The 16972-nt window shown below is 64.3% G+C and carries 15 protein-coding genes, 1 tRNA gene and 1 pseudogene; 11 read left to right on the plus strand and 6 right to left on the minus strand.

All coding sequences use genetic code 11. The annotated features are described in order from the left end of the window. The first annotated feature begins 206 nt into the window (after positions 1-206). From ftsY to XALGPE39_RS09345, 3 genes are all read left to right on the plus strand, one after another. Positions 207-1502, plus strand: coding sequence for a signal recognition particle-docking protein FtsY (gene ftsY / locus XALGPE39_RS09335; protein WP_045727947.1), 1296 nt, complete (start codon positions 207-209; stop codon positions 1500-1502). A gap of 178 nt (positions 1503-1680) precedes the next feature. After that, positions 1681-2742, plus strand: a complete 1062-nt coding sequence (gene mutY, locus XALGPE39_RS09340; protein WP_045727948.1) for an A/G-specific adenine glycosylase — start codon at positions 1681-1683, stop codon at positions 2740-2742. Positions 2743-2795: 53 nt separating this feature from the next. Continuing rightward, positions 2796-3074: an oxidative damage protection protein gene (locus tag XALGPE39_RS09345; protein ID WP_045727949.1), complete on the plus strand. Its 279-nt coding sequence runs from the start codon at positions 2796-2798 to the stop codon at positions 3072-3074. Positions 3075-3301: 227 nt separating this feature from the next. On the opposite strand, the gene XALGPE39_RS09350 is transcribed toward XALGPE39_RS09345, so the two are convergent. Next, the gene (locus tag XALGPE39_RS09350; protein ID WP_082061871.1) at positions 3302-5074 is read right to left on the minus strand and encodes a formylglycine-generating enzyme family protein; all 1773 of its coding nucleotides are present in this window, start codon (positions 5072-5074) and stop codon (positions 3302-3304) included. A gap of 199 nt (positions 5075-5273) precedes the next feature. Here XALGPE39_RS09350 and rnd point away from each other — a divergent pair, with 199 nt between their 5' ends. Beyond that, positions 5274-6359, plus strand: coding sequence for a ribonuclease D (gene rnd / locus XALGPE39_RS09355; protein ID WP_045729099.1), 1086 nt, complete (start codon positions 5274-5276; stop codon positions 6357-6359). 92 nt (positions 6360-6451) lie between these two features. Here rnd and XALGPE39_RS09360 read toward each other — a convergent pair whose 3' ends face one another. After that, positions 6452-6850, minus strand: a complete 399-nt coding sequence (locus tag XALGPE39_RS09360) for an H-NS family nucleoid-associated regulatory protein (protein ID WP_045727951.1) — start codon at positions 6848-6850, stop codon at positions 6452-6454. 267 nt (positions 6851-7117) lie between these two features. Between XALGPE39_RS09360 and XALGPE39_RS09365 the strand changes: the two genes are divergently transcribed. The 6 genes from XALGPE39_RS09365 (at position 7118) to XALGPE39_RS09390 (ending at position 11927) form a co-directional block, all read left to right on the plus strand. Beyond that, a tRNA-Ala gene (locus tag XALGPE39_RS09365) sits at positions 7118-7193 on the plus strand. Between the two features lie 205 nt (positions 7194-7398). Continuing rightward, the gene (gene ybeY / locus XALGPE39_RS09370) at positions 7399-7884 is read left to right on the plus strand and encodes an rRNA maturation RNase YbeY (protein WP_045727952.1); all 486 of its coding nucleotides are present in this window, start codon (positions 7399-7401) and stop codon (positions 7882-7884) included. Between the two features lie 176 nt (positions 7885-8060). Beyond that, positions 8061-8645 (plus strand): hypothetical protein, encoded by a 585-nt coding sequence (locus XALGPE39_RS09375; RefSeq protein ID WP_045727953.1) that lies wholly within the window; start codon positions 8061-8063, stop codon positions 8643-8645. A gap of 108 nt (positions 8646-8753) precedes the next feature. Beyond that, positions 8754-9635: a transporter associated domain-containing protein gene (locus tag XALGPE39_RS09380; protein ID WP_045727954.1), complete on the plus strand. Its 882-nt coding sequence runs from the start codon at positions 8754-8756 to the stop codon at positions 9633-9635. A gap of 134 nt (positions 9636-9769) precedes the next feature. Further along, positions 9770-10897: a DUF4105 domain-containing protein gene (locus XALGPE39_RS09385; RefSeq protein WP_235429891.1), complete on the plus strand. Its 1128-nt coding sequence runs from the start codon at positions 9770-9772 to the stop codon at positions 10895-10897. Positions 10898-10934: 37 nt separating this feature from the next. Then, the gene (locus XALGPE39_RS09390) at positions 10935-11927 is read left to right on the plus strand and encodes a magnesium and cobalt transport protein CorA (RefSeq protein WP_045727955.1); all 993 of its coding nucleotides are present in this window, start codon (positions 10935-10937) and stop codon (positions 11925-11927) included. Positions 11928-11999: 72 nt separating this feature from the next. On the opposite strand, the gene XALGPE39_RS09395 is transcribed toward XALGPE39_RS09390, so the two are convergent. Beyond that, the gene (locus tag XALGPE39_RS09395; protein WP_045727956.1) at positions 12000-13364 is read right to left on the minus strand and encodes an NAD-dependent succinate-semialdehyde dehydrogenase; all 1365 of its coding nucleotides are present in this window, start codon (positions 13362-13364) and stop codon (positions 12000-12002) included. Between the two features lie 144 nt (positions 13365-13508). Here XALGPE39_RS09395 and XALGPE39_RS16230 point away from each other — a divergent pair. Continuing rightward, positions 13509-13691, plus strand: a pseudogene (locus tag XALGPE39_RS16230) (IS5/IS1182 family transposase); the annotation flags it as partial. A 15-nt stretch (positions 13692-13706) separates the two neighbouring features. On the opposite strand, the gene XALGPE39_RS09400 reads toward XALGPE39_RS16230, so the two are convergent. The 3 genes from XALGPE39_RS09400 to XALGPE39_RS09410 are packed head-to-tail and all read right to left on the minus strand — an operon-like array spanning position 13707 to position 16665. Further along, positions 13707-14558 carry an ABC transporter permease subunit gene (locus XALGPE39_RS09400; RefSeq protein WP_045727957.1) on the minus strand — a complete coding sequence of 284 codons (852 nt, stop codon included), beginning with the start codon at positions 14556-14558 and terminating at the stop codon, positions 13707-13709. Then, positions 14555-15520, minus strand: a complete 966-nt coding sequence (locus tag XALGPE39_RS09405) for an ABC transporter permease subunit (RefSeq protein ID WP_045727958.1) — start codon at positions 15518-15520, stop codon at positions 14555-14557. Before XALGPE39_RS09405 ends, XALGPE39_RS09400 begins: the two co-directional genes overlap by 4 nt. Then, positions 15517-16665 (minus strand): ABC transporter ATP-binding protein, encoded by a 1149-nt coding sequence (locus XALGPE39_RS09410; protein WP_045729101.1) that lies wholly within the window; start codon positions 16663-16665, stop codon positions 15517-15519. Before XALGPE39_RS09410 ends, XALGPE39_RS09405 begins: the two co-directional genes overlap by 4 nt. Between the last annotated feature and the right edge of the window lie 307 nt (positions 16666-16972).

A 16972-nucleotide genomic window follows, 5' to 3' on the forward strand; every position in this document is an offset into this window, starting at 1 on the left:
AACGTCCCATGCACCACCAGAGCCGCCAAGCCACGTCACTGCTCCCGTGACGATCACTGCCGAGGATCTGCGGCCTCCCAAACGTCGCTCCTGGCTATTTGCCTATTCGCTGGCAATGAACTCCTAAAAAACAACCAAGGCACCGCTGCGCAAGGCCAATCGGCTGCAAGTGGTAGCATGGACCGTTTCCGCACCACGCGTCATCCATGGTCAGCCTATTCCGCCGCAACAAGCCCCAGGACAACGCTGGCGAAAGCCGCGCGCCACGTTACAGCACCGAGGAATTGGCGGCCGCCTTCCCGAAGCCCGCTGCCGCAGCGCCTGCCACCGACGTCGGACCGACCACGCCGATACCCAACGCGGCCGAATCGGCTACGCCAATGACGGCCACAGCCATCGCTCCCGCGTCAGCTGCCGAAGCATCGCCGACATCGGCCTCGCCAGCACACGCTGAAGCGTCTCCGATAGCCGCCGCTCCTGCACCATCCCCCCCCATCTCCACGCCGACACCTCCTGCAGCGACCACCGTAGCAGCGGCCGACGATGGCCTGGTGCGCAGCGATGCCTTACCCGCCGCACCGGCTGGCAAACCCGGCTGGCGCGAGCGCCTGCGCAACAGCAGCTTCGCGCGCAGCGTGGGCGGCTTGTTCTCGCGCAATCCCAAACTCGACGATGACCTGCTCGATGCAATCGAGACCGCGCTGATCACCGCCGATGTCGGCATTCCCGCCACCACCGCGTTGATCGAGCAGTTGCGCAAGCGCATGAAAGCACGCGAGTTCGCCGACGCCGCAGCACTGCAGCGTGCGCTGCGCGAGGATCTGCTGGCGATCCTGCGCCCCGTGGCCAAGCCATTGCAGATCGACGCCAACGCCAAACCCTTCGTGGTGCTGACCGTCGGCGTCAATGGCGTCGGCAAGACCACCACCATCGGCAAATTGGCGAAGCGCTTCAAGGACGAAGGTCATAGCCTGATGCTCGCCGCCGGCGATACCTTCCGCGCCGCGGCGGTGGCGCAGTTGCAAATCTGGGGCGAGCGCAACGGCGTGAGTGTCATCGCACAGGGCCAAAACGCCGACGCCGCTTCGGTGGCGTTCGACGCACTGCAAGCCGGCAAGGCGCGCGGCACCGATGTGCTGATCGCCGATACCGCTGGTCGTCTGCACACCCAGACCGGCTTGATGAACGAACTGGGCAAGATTCGTCGCGTCCTCGGCAAGCTGGATGCGAACGCACCGCACGAAGTGCTGATGGTCATCGACGGCACTACCGGTCAGAACGCGCTGTCGCAGTTGCGCCAGTTCCATGCCGCAGTCGGTGTGACCGGGCTGGTCGTGACCAAGCTCGACGGCACTGCCAAAGGTGGCGTGGTGTTCGCGCTGGCGCGCGAGTTCGGTATCCCGATCCGCTTTGCCGGCATCGGCGAACGCCCCGAGGATTTGCGCGTGTTCGATGCCGAAGCATTTGTTGACGCCTTGCTGCCGGAGGCACTCGGCGGCTGATCCGGCTGGCCGCTGCTGTGCTGCGCAGAGCGCGATTGCAGAGAACCGCTCTGGCAGCAAGAACACCTCAACACCTCGCCCTACAGATACCGATGCAATCCCGTCATGCTGCGTCTGGTGCCTCATACACACTGGCTAGCAGCCTGTGCCGATAAGAACTAAGAGCACTCCCGCACCGATGCGCCAGCCCGCAGACCACTTTGCCGCACATCTGCTCGCCTGGTTCGACCGCCATGGGCGCCACGACCTGCCGTGGCAGCATCCACGCAGCCCCTACCGGGTGTGGCTATCGGAAATCATGCTGCAGCAGACCCAGGTGGCGGTGGTGATCCCGTATTTCCTGCGCTTCCTGACGCACTTCCCCACGTTGTCCGCACTGGCCGCCGCCGACAACGACGCAGTGATGGCGCAATGGGCGGGGCTGGGCTACTACGCACGTGCGCGCAATCTGCATGCGGCGGCCAAGCAATGCGTGGCGTTGCACGACGGCGAGCTGCCGCGCGATTTCCAAGCGCTGAACGCGCTGCCGGGAATAGGACGCAGCACCGCCGGCGCGATTCTCAGCCAGGCCTGGAACGACCGCTTTGCGATCCTCGACGGCAACGTCAAACGCGTGCTGACGCGCTACCACGGCATCGCCGGCTATCCGGGCCTGCCTGCGGTGGAAAAGCCACTGTGGGCGATGGCGCAGGCCCATATCGGTGCAGTTCCCGACGGCCGCATGGCCGATTACACCCAGGCGCAGATGGATTTCGGCGCCACCCTGTGCACCCGCGCCAATCCGGCCTGCGTGTTGTGCCCACTGCAGGACGACTGCGTGGCACGCCGCGACGGCCTGGTCGATGCACTCCCCACGCCCAAGCCCGGCAAGACCCTGCCAGAACGCGAGGCAGTAGCCCTGCTGCTGGAGAACGCCGCCGGCGATCTGCTCCTGCAGCGGCGGCCGCCAACCGGCATCTGGGCCGGGCTATGGACACTGCCGCAGGCCGAGACCGAAAGCGCATTGCGCGACTGGTTCGCCCGCCATGCCAGCGGCTGCGCCTTAGACGCGGCCGAGCCACTACCGCCCATCGTTCACACCTTCAGCCATTACCGCCTGCATCTGCAGCCGCTGCGCCTGCGCAAGGTCGCCCTACGCGATGCGCTGCGCGACAATGACGACCTGCGCTGGGTCGCGCGTGCCGCACTATCGGCGCTCGGCCTGCCGGCACCGATCCGCAAACTGCTCGATGGTCTTTAGCCGGTGTGATGTACCCCACGCACCAGCACCACGACGCACTCTCAGGAACCGCTATGTCCCGTACCGTCTTCTGCCACTACCAACAACGCGACGCCGAGGGCCTCGACTACGTCCCCTACCCCGGCGAACTGGGCAAGCGCGTGTTCGCGCAGATCGGCAAGGCCGGCTGGCAGGCATGGCTGGCGCACCAAACCATGCTGATAAACGAAAATCGGCTATCGCCGCGCGACCCCAAGCATCGCGCCTTTCTGGAGGCGGAGTTGGATAAATTCCTGTTCCAGGGCGGTGCCGCCAAGCCAGAAGGCTATGTCGCGCCCGAGCAGGAATGCTGAGCGCCGCACCGAGGCAGGGCCGACGCAAACGCGCTTGTCGTCATCGCCACCGCGTGCCTACCTGCATGGCTCTGCCTACAGACGCGGCATAAGGCTGCTGCCGATGGCGCGCAACGGATCATGCCGCGTCGCGATGAACCCGACAGCGCACCATGCGCCGTCATTCCGCTGTCAGCGACGCACGCCACGCAAGGGCGCGCCGTTGTCTTAACCGGCATCAGACAGAATCAAATACCGCGCACCAAACGAAAACCCACGCGGGCGCTGGTGCTGTCCGAATCCTGCATCGAGCGCCACGCGGCCCGGGTCTGCTCCGGGGCGCTGGCCCAATTGCCGCCGCGTACCACCCGCGAGCGGCAACCGGGGTTGTACCAGGCCGCACCATCGGCGGGCGCGCGTCGGTAGCTGGCATGCCAGCAATCGGCGACCCACTCGCTGACGTTACCCGCCATGTCGTGCAACCCCCACACATTGGCGGCAAAACTGCCAACCGGCGCCGGCCCCCAAAATCCATCGGTGTAACCGACAAAGGCGTTGTTCCAATGTCGGCCACTGGCCGAGAGATCGCCACTGCCGGTGAAATTACCGCTATCGCGCGGCGGCGTGGCGGCGTTGCCCCAGGGATAGCGCCCCTGGCTACCGACGCGCAAAGCGTATTCAAACTCGGCCTCGCTCGGCAGCCGGTAGTGGTGCCCGGTCTGCTGCGACAACCAGGCTGCATAAGCTTCGGCATCGCGCACACTGACGTGGATCACCGGGCTGTTCGGCGCCGCGCGCACGCCCCTGTAATCCGACTGCCAATCCACTCCACTGCGGCGAATGAAGTTGCCGCTGCGCTCGTCGTACACCGTGGAATGACCACGCCGGGTCGCGCGCGGCCGCACCCCCGTGGCCTGGACAAAGCGACGGAACTCGCCCACCGTGACCTCCGTGATCGCCATGGCGAACCCACGCTCGAAGCGCACGTAGTGCTGCGGCATCTCGCTCGGTGCGGCATTCGGCTCGGTCTCGCCGGCGCCCATGCGGAAGCCACCGTGCGGCACCACAATCATCTGCGGGCCGCGCGTGCCATCGCGCATGGCGTCGGCGAATACCTGACCAGGGCGAAAGCTGCCGTAATGCGCCACCAAATCGATATGCTCGCGCAGCATGGCGGCAACCGGATCGCCAGGATCGGCGATACGCAACATTTCCTCAAGCCGCGCACGCGCAGCTTTCAAGCCTGCCGGCGTGACCAGATCGCGCAGACCGGCGTCGCATAACGCCTCAATCCGCGCGATACGCATCTGTTCCACTCGCTCGCGCGCATCGTGCACAGTGACGGCGTCATCGCGCACGCGCCCAGCGCGCGCCAGCCAAATGTCGGCAGCGGCAAAATCCGATGCCATAGCGGCCACCTCGGCACGCCGGATCAACGCGCTTTCCACCGCCGCCACGCCTTGCCGCGCACGCGCGTCATCGGGATCCAGTTCCTGGGCCTCGCGGAAATTGGCCAGCGCCCCGCTGCTGCCGTCCTCGCCGAGCCGACCAGCGCGCAGGTCGTCCTCACCTGCACGGTTGTAGGCCAACACCCGCGATGCGGTCTCGAACCGTTGCTGCAGACGCCACAGCGCCGGATCCTCCGCATCCAGCCAGCGCGCCACCATCGCGATGCGGTCAACGCGTTCCAGCACCGCATCCGAACGTTCCGGGTCGCGCAGCGCGTCCTCGCCGAGTTGCAACAGCCGCCGTCGCGCCTTGCGCAGGCCGTCGCGTGCGAGGCGATCCTTCGGCGCTAGCGTGCGGATAGCCAGATACAGTGGAATCGCCGCCTGCGCATCCTCGAATAGATGGTCCTGGGCCAACGCACGCGCGGCATCGCGCCGCGCCTGGGCCAGGCCGCTGCGTGCGAGCGTCGGCAGCGGCGGTTGCCATTGCGCCACGATCTGCGCGGCGTCTTCGCCACCGACGGTGACACTGGGCGCACGCACCGCTCTGGCCGGTGCCGCCGCAGCCGGCATCGGCGTGGACGTCTGCCGTGCACAGCCTCCAAGCATCCCCACCAGCAGAATCCAGACCATCACCGCGCCACTCGTGCGCACCTTATCCTCCGAACAGATTGATCTGGTGACACGCGCGCCCTGCGCACGTGCGACCGACGAGACGACGTTAGGCTATTCTCGCCTGCCTGAGCAAACCCTGCATTCAATCGGAAATCACGTGCCTTATTGGATCAAGCACCCCAACGAGCTGGCTGAGCGCCTGGCGCAACGACCAACCAGGATCGGACTGGATACCGAATTCGTCCGCGAACGTACCTACTGGCCGCAACTGGCGCTGGTGCAAATGGCGGTGGCCGAGGAGATCCTGCTGATCGATCCGCTGATCCCCGGCATGCCGCAGGCGCTAGCGCCATGGCTGAACGATCCAGGCATCCTCAAGATCATGCACAGCGCCAGCGAGGATCTGGTGACGTTCAAGTGCGCCTGCGGCACGTTGCCGCGGCCGCTGTTCGACACCCAGATCGCGGCCGGCTTGGCCGGCATCGGCGCTGGCATGGGCTACCAGAAGCTGGTTCTGGAGATCACCGGCATCCACCTGACCAAAGGCGAGACGCGCTCGGACTGGCTGCGCCGCCCGCTCTCGCCCGCACAACTGGACTATGCCGCCGACGACGTGCGGCATTTATTCGCGCTGCACGACAGCTTGCACGCACGGCTGCAGGTGCTGGATCGCAGTGCTTGGTTACAGGAAGACGGCGAGCGCCTGCTCGGCACAGTGGAGCAGGAGAACGCAGAACGCTGGCCACACCTGAGCATGCGCGCAGCGCAGTTCATGGAACGTCCCGCGCAACTGCGCCTGCTACGCCTGCTGCGCTGGCGCGATGCACAGGCCCGGCATAGCGATAAACCACGCAGCTGGATCCTGGACAACGAACTGGCCGCCACGCTGGCACGCTCTCCACCGGACGATCGCCAAGGCCTGCAAGCACTATTGGACAAACACCCCCAAGCACCACGCAAGCTGGGCGATGCGCTATGGCAGGCGCTGACCACGCCATTGCTGGACGAAACGGACGCGCCACTGGCGCAGGCCTCCAGCGACCGCCACAAGGCAACATTGAAGCGACTCCAGGATGCGGTCGCCACACGCAGCGCCGAGCTCGGCCTGCCCGACGGCCTGCTCGCCTCGCGTAAACATCTGGAAGCGCTGCTGGAAAGCGCGCAATGGCCGCTGCCACTGGCAGGCTGGCGTCGGCGCGAACTGGAACCGTCGCTGCAGCCACTCCTGAACGGCGCGGGCTAGCCATGCCGACTCGACCGGCGCAGCCGGTCGATCCTTCGGAAAATCGAAGATCACGCATCAAAGGCCAGGCATCCCTGGCCTTTGCGGATAACTCAATATTTGAACAGCGGAAACTTCAACTCCGGGTGGCGCGCCTTCCACTCGTTATAAGCGGCGGTGCCTTCCCAGGCGGCAAACGACTTCGGCGTGCGACCACGGCCGGACCAAGTCTCGCCGGTATGCGGCAACTGATACTTCGGCTTGACATCGCTACGACCACTGGCAGCCTTGGCGACCTTGGGCGCTGGGCTGGTGACATAAGAAGCGATCTCGTTGCGCTGTTTGGCGGTGAAAAACTCGGCAAACTGCTCCAGCAGAGACAACACGTTGGCGTGCGCGGCATTGGTCTGCCCCTCGCGCGCCTGTTTCTCCTGCTCTTCTAACTTGCGCATTTCTTCTTGCAGCTTGGCCTTGGCTTCGGCGATCTGTTGCAAGTTGCGAACTTCCGTCATTGAGAAGACCTATTTCTGTCGTGAGTGTTTGGAATGGACGGAATAATAGCGTCCGGAAAGGCGAAATCACGCTTGGAGATTTCGGTGCGGCAGTATATCGGTATCGACCGATAAAATGTATGGCGTTCTGGCGAATAAACCACACCAGCGACGCAGATGTCGTTGTAGCGTAATGCGCAGCACCTGGGCCGCCCGACTCCCATTGCAGACCAGGCCGCAGCCCCCTTGGCATGCGGCCTTGGCTCCAGCTAAACTATGGGCTTACATGGGGCGGTAGCTCAGCTGGGAGAGCGTCGCGTTCGCAATGCGAAGGTCGAGGGTTCGATCCCCTTCCGCTCCACCATATTCCCGTCCTAGACGGTACGACCAAGGCTGGAAAGTCCTGAGATTACAGGTCTTCCGGCCTTTTTCGTATTCAACCCAATCCAAGCCTGGGCCAACCGACTCTGGCGAAGGCCATCACGCATGTCCTGGCTCGCCAATGTCGCGACACGGGAACACAGGCGCGATACTGTCATCTCCTGTCCATGCCGCTCAGCAGTTTCGCTATGACCAAAGGTCCCCTCCGTCTTGATGTCGGCGTCAGCTACGCCCTGCCGCGTGCGGGGCTGCCAGCGGCGGTCAGCTTCCGCAAGTGGGTCGCGGTGGCGCTGAAAGGACGCATCCGCGAAGCCGATCTGGCGATCCGCTTGGTCGACCAACGCGAAGGCCGCGCACTGAATCAGCACTACCGTGGCAAGGACTACGCCACCAATGTACTCAGTTTCCCGGCCGAACTGCCCGACGGGCTACCCAAGGGAATCCGGCTGCCGCTGCTTGGCGATCTGGTGATCTGCGCGCCGGTGGTGGCGCGCGAGGCCGCCGAACAGGGCAAATCGCTCAATGCCCACTACGCGCATCTGACGGTGCATGGGGTGCTGCACCTGCTCGGCTGGGATCACGAGGACGACAAGGAGGCCGAGGCGATGGAACAACTGGAACGCGAGATTCTGGCCGAACTTGGCGTGTCCGATCCCTACGCCGGCGAGCGTTGATCCGAGCATCCACTGCGTTGCGGCAAGACCATCGCGCCTGTTGGAGGGCTGCAAGTGCGCGCTGGCGTCGCATCCGCCAACACCAGCAACCATCGCTGGCGCGCTGGTCAGCCAGCGGCACGGATGGTAGCGTGGCAGCGGCACTGTCACTGCCTGTTCGCCGCCCGGGGCTCCCAATGCCGATCCGTTCCTCGTTACTTCTGCTCGCGCTCAGTTATGCACTGCCAGCTACCGCCGCCAAAACCACGTCCACCCCTGCAATCGACCTGCCGGCGCTGCTGGAATGCCACAAGCACGTCGCCGATTTCGATGCGTTGAAGCCGCTGCTGAGCGATCCGCTGAAAGCCGTGGCGCATGGATGGCGGCCATTGCCGCAGACCAACCTCTTCATGAGCGAATACGCACTGGCTCGGCCAATCCACGTGTACGGTTACAGCACCGACCGGATTGCCTTTTCCGGCGCCAGCGTGATGGCGATCCTGGACCTGCCCGATCCGCGAGCGCTGGCCAAGCAACTGAAACTGGAAGCGGCGGTGGATACACCGGAGAAGGCCATGTTCGGCCGCGAAGTGCTCAGTCGCGATGTGCACGACCCCAAGACCGGCGAACCGATGATCGAGTCGATCATCCTCAGCGTCTCCACGGTGAAGTCGCATCCGGGCAAGACCCTGGCCGGGTGCAGCTACAGCCTGGATCTGCCAGAGGTGCCGGGCGCGCCGCCAGCGCCGGACGTGCTGCACACCCCACCCAGCGGGGGCTGAGCCCGGTCGGCGGGCGCCACGTGCCTGCAGTGCGTGTCGCAATGCGCTCGCGATGGCCCTGCTAGACTTACCCCAACGCCCGTTCGATCAGGCGAATACCCTCAGAACATGTCCGAAGAAGGCCCGAGTAGCTCCTCCCCCGACCCCCACGAAAAGCGCCGCGGCTGGCTTGAACGGCTGACTTCGGTGTTCTCCGGCGATCCACACACCCGCGATGAACTGGTCGAAGTCCTACGCGACGCCCAGCACGATGGCCTGATCGCCAGCGACACCCTGCGCATGATGGAAGGCGCGCTATCGGTCTCGGAACTGACCGTCGGCGATGTGATGGTGTCGCGTTCGCAAATGGTGTCGTTGCCAGCGGAGGCACGCTTCCTGGATCTGATGAAGCAAGTGGTCGAATCCGGCCATTCCCGCTTCCCCGTCCATGGCGAAAACAAGGACGAGATCCTCGGCATCCTGCTGGCCAAGGACCTGCTACGCGGGGTGGTCGCCGACGATGGCCCCGGCACGGTGCGCGAGTTGCTGCGTCCGGCGGTGCTGATCCCGGAGTCGAAAAAACTCAACGTGCTGCTCAAGGAGTTCCGACTCTCACGCAACCACATGGCGATCGTGGTCGACGAATACGGCGGCGTGGCCGGACTAGTAACCATCGAGGACGTGCTGGAGCAGATCGTCGGCGAGATCGACGACGAGCACGACGATGCCGAAGACGAGGCATCGCTGATCGCGGCACAGGCCGACGGCCAGTACGTGGTGGACGCGCTGACGCCGATCGAGGATTTCAACGAGCGCTTCAGCGCCGACTTCTCCGACGACGACTACGACACCATCGGCGGACTGCTCACCGAGGCAATCGGCCACCTGCCCGAGACCGGCGAGGAACTGACCATGGGACGCTTCGCGTTCCGTGTGGCACGCGCCGACGCGCGCCGGGTACAAGCGTTCCACCTCACCATCCTGCCAAACGACCCGCAGGAAGCGACTTGAACGCGCCCCGCCCGCCTGACGCGCGCCGACGCGGCTGGCCATACGTGTGTCTGAGCGTAGTGCTGACGCTGTGGTCCGCACTGACATTCGCACAGAGCGACGCGCTGACGTCACCACCAGCGCTGGCCGCGCCGATGACAGCCGACGTCACGACACCGCGCATCGGCGTGGCCACCATGCAGCCGGGCGATGTGTTCTTCGAGCGTTTCGGCCACGATGCACTCGTGGTGCAAGACCCGCGCGATGGCCAAACCATTTCGTACAACTTCGGCTTCTTCGACCCTAGCGAAGCAGGCTTCGTCAGCCGCTTCGCCGCCGGCGACATGCGCTACTACCTGATGGCACTGCCACTGCAGGAAGATCTGGAGCAGTACCGCGAGGCCGGCCGCGGGGTGGACATCCAGTGGCTGGATCTAGCCCCGGCGCAGGCACGCGCGCTCGCACAAACGCTGGCCTGGCGGGCACGACCGGAAAACGCGCGCTACCGCTACGACTATTACACCGCCAACTGCGCCACCATGGTGCGCGACACCTTGGACAAGGCCATGGGCGGCGCGCTGCACGCGCAACTGGCCGGACGTTCGCGTGGCAACACCTACCGCAGCGAGTCGGTACGACTGGCCTCGCCTGCGCCCTGGATGTGGCTGGGATTCGACCTGGGTTTAGGGCCGTTCGCAGATCAGCCGCTGTCGCGCTGGGACGAGGCGTTCGTCCCGATGCGCTTGGCCGAGAGTTTGAACGAGGTCCACAACAATGCTGGCCGCCCGCTGGTACAGGCACGCCAACGGCTCCTGCCACAACGGCTGGCCCCGGAACCACCGGAACAGGCACGGCATTGCTGGCCGTGGCTGCTGCTCGGCCTGGCTCTCGCGGCAGGCGTGCTGGCACTGGGCCGACATCCGCGCTGGCTGGCGACACTGGCGATGCCTTTCTGGCTGCTCTGCGCGCTCGGCGGCTGCGTCTTGCTGTACTTGTGGGGTTTCAGCGCGCATCGCGCGGCGTGGGGCAACCGCAATCTGCTGCTGCTGGATCCGCTGTGCCTGCCGCTGCTGATCGGCGCACTGAGTGTGCTGCGCGGCCGTCGTCCAGGGCGCTGGTTCGCCGTGTTGCTGTGGACGGTGACGGCACTGGCCGGCGCTACGCTGCTGATCCACTGGTTGTCGATGTTGCAGCCGCAATTCAACCTGCAATGGATCGCACTGCTGCTGCCGATCCACACGGCTCTTGCCTGGGCACTGACTCGCCAGCGCGGGTTGCCCTGAGCTTGCCGCACGATTCCGCCACGCACGGTTCTATCTAATGGTTTCGGTCTCCAGCAATCCTGCCTGCGTCATCAACTGCGTGCACTACGATGGCCACGGTCGTCGCCACGACATCGCCTTGGCACAGATCAGCGACGCCCTGGCCGGCGACGATGGTTTCGTGTGGGTCGGCATGTACGAACCCGACGACACGGTGCTGGAGCAACTGCAAGACGAGTTCCAATTGCACGATCTGGCCATCGAAGACACGCGCAAGGCGCACCAGCGCCCGAAGGTCGAGGCGTTCGGCAATTCGCTTTTCCTGGCCGTACACACGGCGCAGGTGATCGACGAGCGCATCGTCTACGGCGAAACCCACGCCTTCCTGGGCACTCGCTTTCTGCTGACAGTGCGCCACGGTGCCTCGCTGCCGTATGCGCCAGTGCGCGAACGGCTGGAGCGCGAATCCAAACTGTTGCAGTTGGGGCCGTCCTACGCGCTGTACGCGGTGCTGGACTACATCGTGGACAACTACCAACCGATCCTGGACGCGTTCCGGGACAGCCTGGAACGCCTGGAAAGCGACATCTTCGCCGAATCGTACCGCCGCGACACCGCAATCCGCCTGTACGAACTCAAGCGCGAACTCAACCAGATGCGGCTGGGCGTGGCCCCGTTGCAGGATGTGCTCGCCCATCTCAAGCGTCATCCCGGCCCGCTGATCCCGGACGAAGTGCGGCTCTACCTGCGCGATGTGCTCGACCACGCGGTGCGCACCAACGACGCCATCGACACCCTGCGCGAGATGCTGGGCACCGCCTTGAGCGTGAATCTATCGCTGGTTACCTTGGCCCAAGGCGAGACGGTCAAGCGTCTCGGCGCATGGGCCGCCCTACTCGCCGCGCCCACGCTGATCACCAGTTGGTATGGCATGAACTTCCAGCATATGCCAGAGCTGAACTGGCCATTTGCCTATCCGCTGATGGTCGGCGGCGTGGGCGCGGTGTGCCTGGGGTTGTATGCGGCGTTCAAGCGGGCGAAATGGCTGTAGTGCCCAACACCGAGCGATGAAGCAGCTCCAGACCGGATTGGGATTGTCCGAGCAAGCCGCGGCCATAGGGTTTCAGTCCACATAGACGGACTTGATATTCATGAACTCATGGATGCCATGTGCCGCCAGTTCGCGGCCGAAACCAGAACGCTTGACGCCACCGAACGGCAGGCGCACATCGCTCTTGACGCTGGCATTGACGAATACCGTACCGCAGTGCAACTGACAGGCAACGCGTTCGCCGCGATCACGATCCGCGCTCCAGACGCTACCGCCTAAACCGAAGACCGTATCGTTGGCCACGCGCACCGCCTCGGCCTCATCGGCCACGCGCAGGATCGCGGCGACCGGACCGAACAATTCCTCATCGTAGGCCGGCATCCCCGGCACCACGTGATCCAGGATGGACGCCGGATAGCCGGCATGGGTGCTCAGGTCCGGCGCGCAGCCGAGCAACGGCGTGGCGCCCTTGGCGATGCTGGCCTGCACCTGATGGTGTAAGGCATCGCGCAAATCCTGCCGCGCCATCGGCGCAAGCGTGGTCGCCGGGTCCTGTGGATCGCCAAGACGGCGCGCGTGCGCCGCCGCAACGAAGCGCTGCACGAACGCATCGGCAAGCGCCCGCACCACCACGAAACGCTTGGCCGCGATGCAGGTCTGCCCGGCATTATCAAAGCGCGACTGCACAGCGGCGGCCACTGCCGCCTCCACGTCAGCATCGTCCAGCACCACGAACGCATCGCTGCCACCAAGTTCCATCACGCACTTCTTCAGTTGTCCGCCGGCGTTGGCGGCGATGGAACGGCCAGCGCGTTCGCTGCCGGTAAGCGTGACCGCAGCCACCCGCGCATCGCGCAGCACCTCGGCAGCCTGGTCGTTATCGATGTGCAACACATCGAACACCCCGCTCGGAACACCAGCCGCCTGCAACAGCGCATGGATCGCATCGGCACAGCGTGGCACATTGGTGGCGTGCTTGAGCAAAGCAACATTCCCGGCCATCAGCGCCGGCGCCAGAAAGCGGAACACCTGCCAGAGCGGGAAATTCCATGGCATCACCGCCAGCACACACCCCAGCGGCTCGTAGCGCACATAGCTGCGGCAGGCTTCGGTGGCGATAAGCTGCTCGCGCAGATAATCCGCCGCATGCTCGGCATAGTAATCGCAGGCCGCCGCGCACTTGTCGACCTCGGCCAGTGCCTCCTGGCGCAATTTGCCCATCTCCGCGCTCATCAACCGTTGCAAGGGGATGCGCTGCGCACGTAGTTGCGCACCGACCTCGCGTAGCAAGTTGCCGCGCTGCGTCAACGACATCGCCGCCCAAGCCGGGAACGCTTGCGCCGAAGCAGCCAGCCGCTGCTCGATGGCGGTGGCATCCATTAACTCGACGCGATATTCGATCTGCCCCGTGGCGGGATTGACGGTGTCGTAAAACATTGCAATGGCTCCTGAAAAAACGACAACGGCACAGGTTACGTGCGTGTCGTGGTCAAGTGGCTGCGTGTGGCGACACACTGCCGCAACAACGCATACGCGCCAAGCCCGAGATCATCCCACGCAGCAGGGATCGCCATCCTCTGCCATCCAACACATCAGATGTGGCGTGGCCATGATCGGGAGTTATACAAGGATAGAGACATGATCGAGAACCTCTTTGCCAAACTCGAACAGTAGCGGGCCATTGCCGCCCGATACGACAAGACGGCCGGCAACTTCCTCGGCGCGATCTATTGGATCGCCTCCGCCATTGCGCTCCATGGATGATAGACCCTGCCCTGCTTACCCCAGCACCAGCGGCGTGTCACGCTGACACCGCTTCTCGCTGCGCGCCATCCACCAACCGCCGAGGCAAGCGACAAGCGATACCAACAACACCATTAGCGTTGCCAAGGCGTTGATCTTGGGAGTCAGGCCCATCCGCACCGAGGAGAACACGATCATCGGCAAGGTGGTCGTGTCCGGGCCGGCGAGAAAGTTGGCAACCACCACGTCGTCCAGTGACAAGGTGAACGCCAGCAGCCAGCCGGCCACCAACGCCGGCGCGATGATCGGCACGGTAATCAGGCAGAACACACTCAGTCGATTGGCGCCCAGGTCCATCGCCGCCTCCTCCAACGCACGGTCCAATGCCTGCAGCCGCGAAGACACCACCACCGTGACGAAGGACAGGGTGAAGGTGACGTGCGCGATCCATATCCCAATGACGCCCTTGGGCGCGACACCGATCACCCCACCGATCGACACCAGCAACAGCAGGATCGACAGACCAATCATCACCTCCGGCATCACCAGCGGCGCGGTCACCAACGCCGCGAACAGGCGCTGACCAGGAAAGCGCCGCAAACGGGTCAGCGCCAACGCCGCAAGCGTGCCGAGCACCAGTGAGGCGGTCGCGGTCGATAACGCGAGCTTGAGGCTGATCCACGCCGCGCGCAGGATCTGCCGGTCATGCAGCAACGCGCCATACCAGCGCGTGGAAAACCCGGCCCAGACCGTCGCCAGCTTGGAAGCATTGAACGAATACGCCATCAGCAGCAGGATCGGCAGATACAAAAAGGTAAAGCCGGCCCCGAGCACGGCCCAGTGCAGCGCGATCCCCGTTCCTCTGCGTAGTAGGGACGCGCCCCTCATGTCGGGCCACCGTCGCGCTGGCGTTGCTGTTGACGATGAAACATCAGGATCGGCAGCACGAGCAACGCCAGCAGCGCGATCGCCAGCGCCGACGCCATGGGCCAATCACGATTACTGAAGAACGTTTCCCACAGCACGCGGCCGATCATCAGCGTGTCCGGCCCGCCCAGCATTTCCGGAATGACGAATTCGCCCACCGCCGGAATCATCACCAGCATGCAGCCGGCGATGATGCCCGGCCGCGACATCGGCAGGGTCACAGAGAGGAACGCCTGCCATGGCCGCGCCCCCAGGTCGTAGGCGGCCTCAAGCAGACGCTGGTCGCGCTTGATCAGGGTCGCGTACAGCGGCAGCACCATGAACGGCAGATAGCAGTAGACGATGCCGATGTAGGCGGCGAGCGGGGTATACAGGATGTGCAACGGCGCATCGATCAGCCCGAGCCCCAACAACAGGCGGTTGAGCAGGCCGTTGCTGTCAAGCATGCCGATCCAGGCGTAGACACGTATCAGGAACGAGATACACGATGGCAGTACCACCAGCATCATCGCCATGTTGCGCGCCGACGGCGACAGGCGCGTGATCGCATAGGCCAACGGATAACCAATCAGCAGGGTGAACAAGGTGGAGATCCCGGCGATCTTGAGCGAGCCCCAGTAAGCCTGGAGGTACTGATGATCGCGCCACAAGGCCAGATAATGCTGCACGGTCAGGACCAAGGTCCGCACGCCGTCGCGGTCCTGCAGTAATGGGCTATACGGTGGACTGCTGATTGCCTGCTCGGCGAAGGAAATACGCAGCACGATCAGCAACGGGATCGCGAAGAACAGCAGCATCCACAGGTATGGCGCAGCGATCACAAACCAGCGCGCGGCAGGCAGACGCGGCCCCAGCCGCGTGCGCAGCATCCGCCATGCCGCAGACAACGCAGCGAACACGCCCGCAGCGACGGGCGTGCTCATGCGCGTAGCACCACGCCATCGTGCTCGCCCCACCACAGCCAAACCGTATCGCCCCGGCTCAGGCGTTGGCTGGCATGACGCTGCTGATTGATGACGCTGACCATCAGCGTGAAGCCGCCCAGCAGGCGCACGTGGTAAACCGAATAGCTACCGAAATACGTGATGTCCTCGATCACACCAGCGGCCTTGTTATGCGTCTGGGCCGGCGTCTGCTGGCCAATGCGTAACTGCTCCGGACGCAGCGCGAAAAACACCGACTGTCCGCCACAACCAGGCAGGCCATCGCCGACGATGATGCGATCGGGAAACATCGCGCTATGCAGGCGCGTACCATCTGGTTCGTCCGGGTCGATGCGGGCCTGGATCAGGTTGACCGAGCCGATGAACTCGGCGGCGAAGCGATTGGCCGGCTGCTCATAAATTGCGTCCGGGGTGCCGATCTGGCGGATAACGCCCGCATCCATCAGCGCAATACGCGAGGCCATGGTCATCGCCTCTTCCTGGTCATGGGTGACCATCACGCAGGTGACGGCAGAGGCCTGGATGATCGCGCGCAACTCCAATTGCATTTGTGCGCGCAGTTGCTTGTCCAGCGCCGCCATCGGTTCGTCCAGCAGCAACAGCTTTGGTCGCTTGGCCAGTGCGCGTGCCAGCGCCACGCGCTGCTGCTGCCCACCGGAGAGCTGGTGCGGCTTGCGTTTGCCCAAGGTCTGCAACCGTACCAACTCCAACATCTCGCCGACGCGGGCAACGATGGCGGTACGCGAGAGGCCATCGAACCTCAGACCGAAGGCGATATTCTGCTCCACCGTCATATGCGGAAACAGCGCATAGGACTGAAACATCATATTGAGCGGGCGCTGGTAAGGCGGCAGGTCATCCAATGGCTGACCGTCGAGCACGATGCGGCCACGGCTAGGTCGTTCGAACCCACCCAGACAGCGCAGCAACGTGGACTTGCCGCTGCCGGAACCGCCGAGCAAAGCGAAGATCTCGCCCTTGCCGATCTCCAGATCGATCACATCCAGCGCAACGACACCCTCGTAGTCCTTGCACACACCGGCAATGGACAGATAACCACAGCCCGTGGTCGGCGGCGTGGGTGACTCCGGCAGAGGGTGGGGGTTGACTTGGCTCAACGCCATCGGTTGTTGCTCATGAAAACGCCATCGAGATGCGTCACCGATGCTGCTGACGAACGCAGCACACTGGCGCATAGTGTAGCCGCGCTTGCCATCTGCGCGATACCGCAGCAGCGCGCTCACTTCGACAGCGACATCCCCACTCCCCCGCCTGCGCCGATCCCGGACGATGACGGCGCGCGACGGCAAACCTGCATGCCTGTGCACTCTTCTTAAAGCACAGATGCCTGAACCGCACTTCCTAGAGCGTGTTATGAACTTGAGGCTTTCGCGGCTATCGTAAGCGGATGAAGCCAGCACGCTCCTATCC

Origin of the sequence: Xanthomonas sp. GPE 39, assembly GCF_000963005.1 — a bacterium.
Classification (GTDB): Bacteria; Pseudomonadota; Gammaproteobacteria; order Xanthomonadales; family Xanthomonadaceae; genus Xanthomonas_A.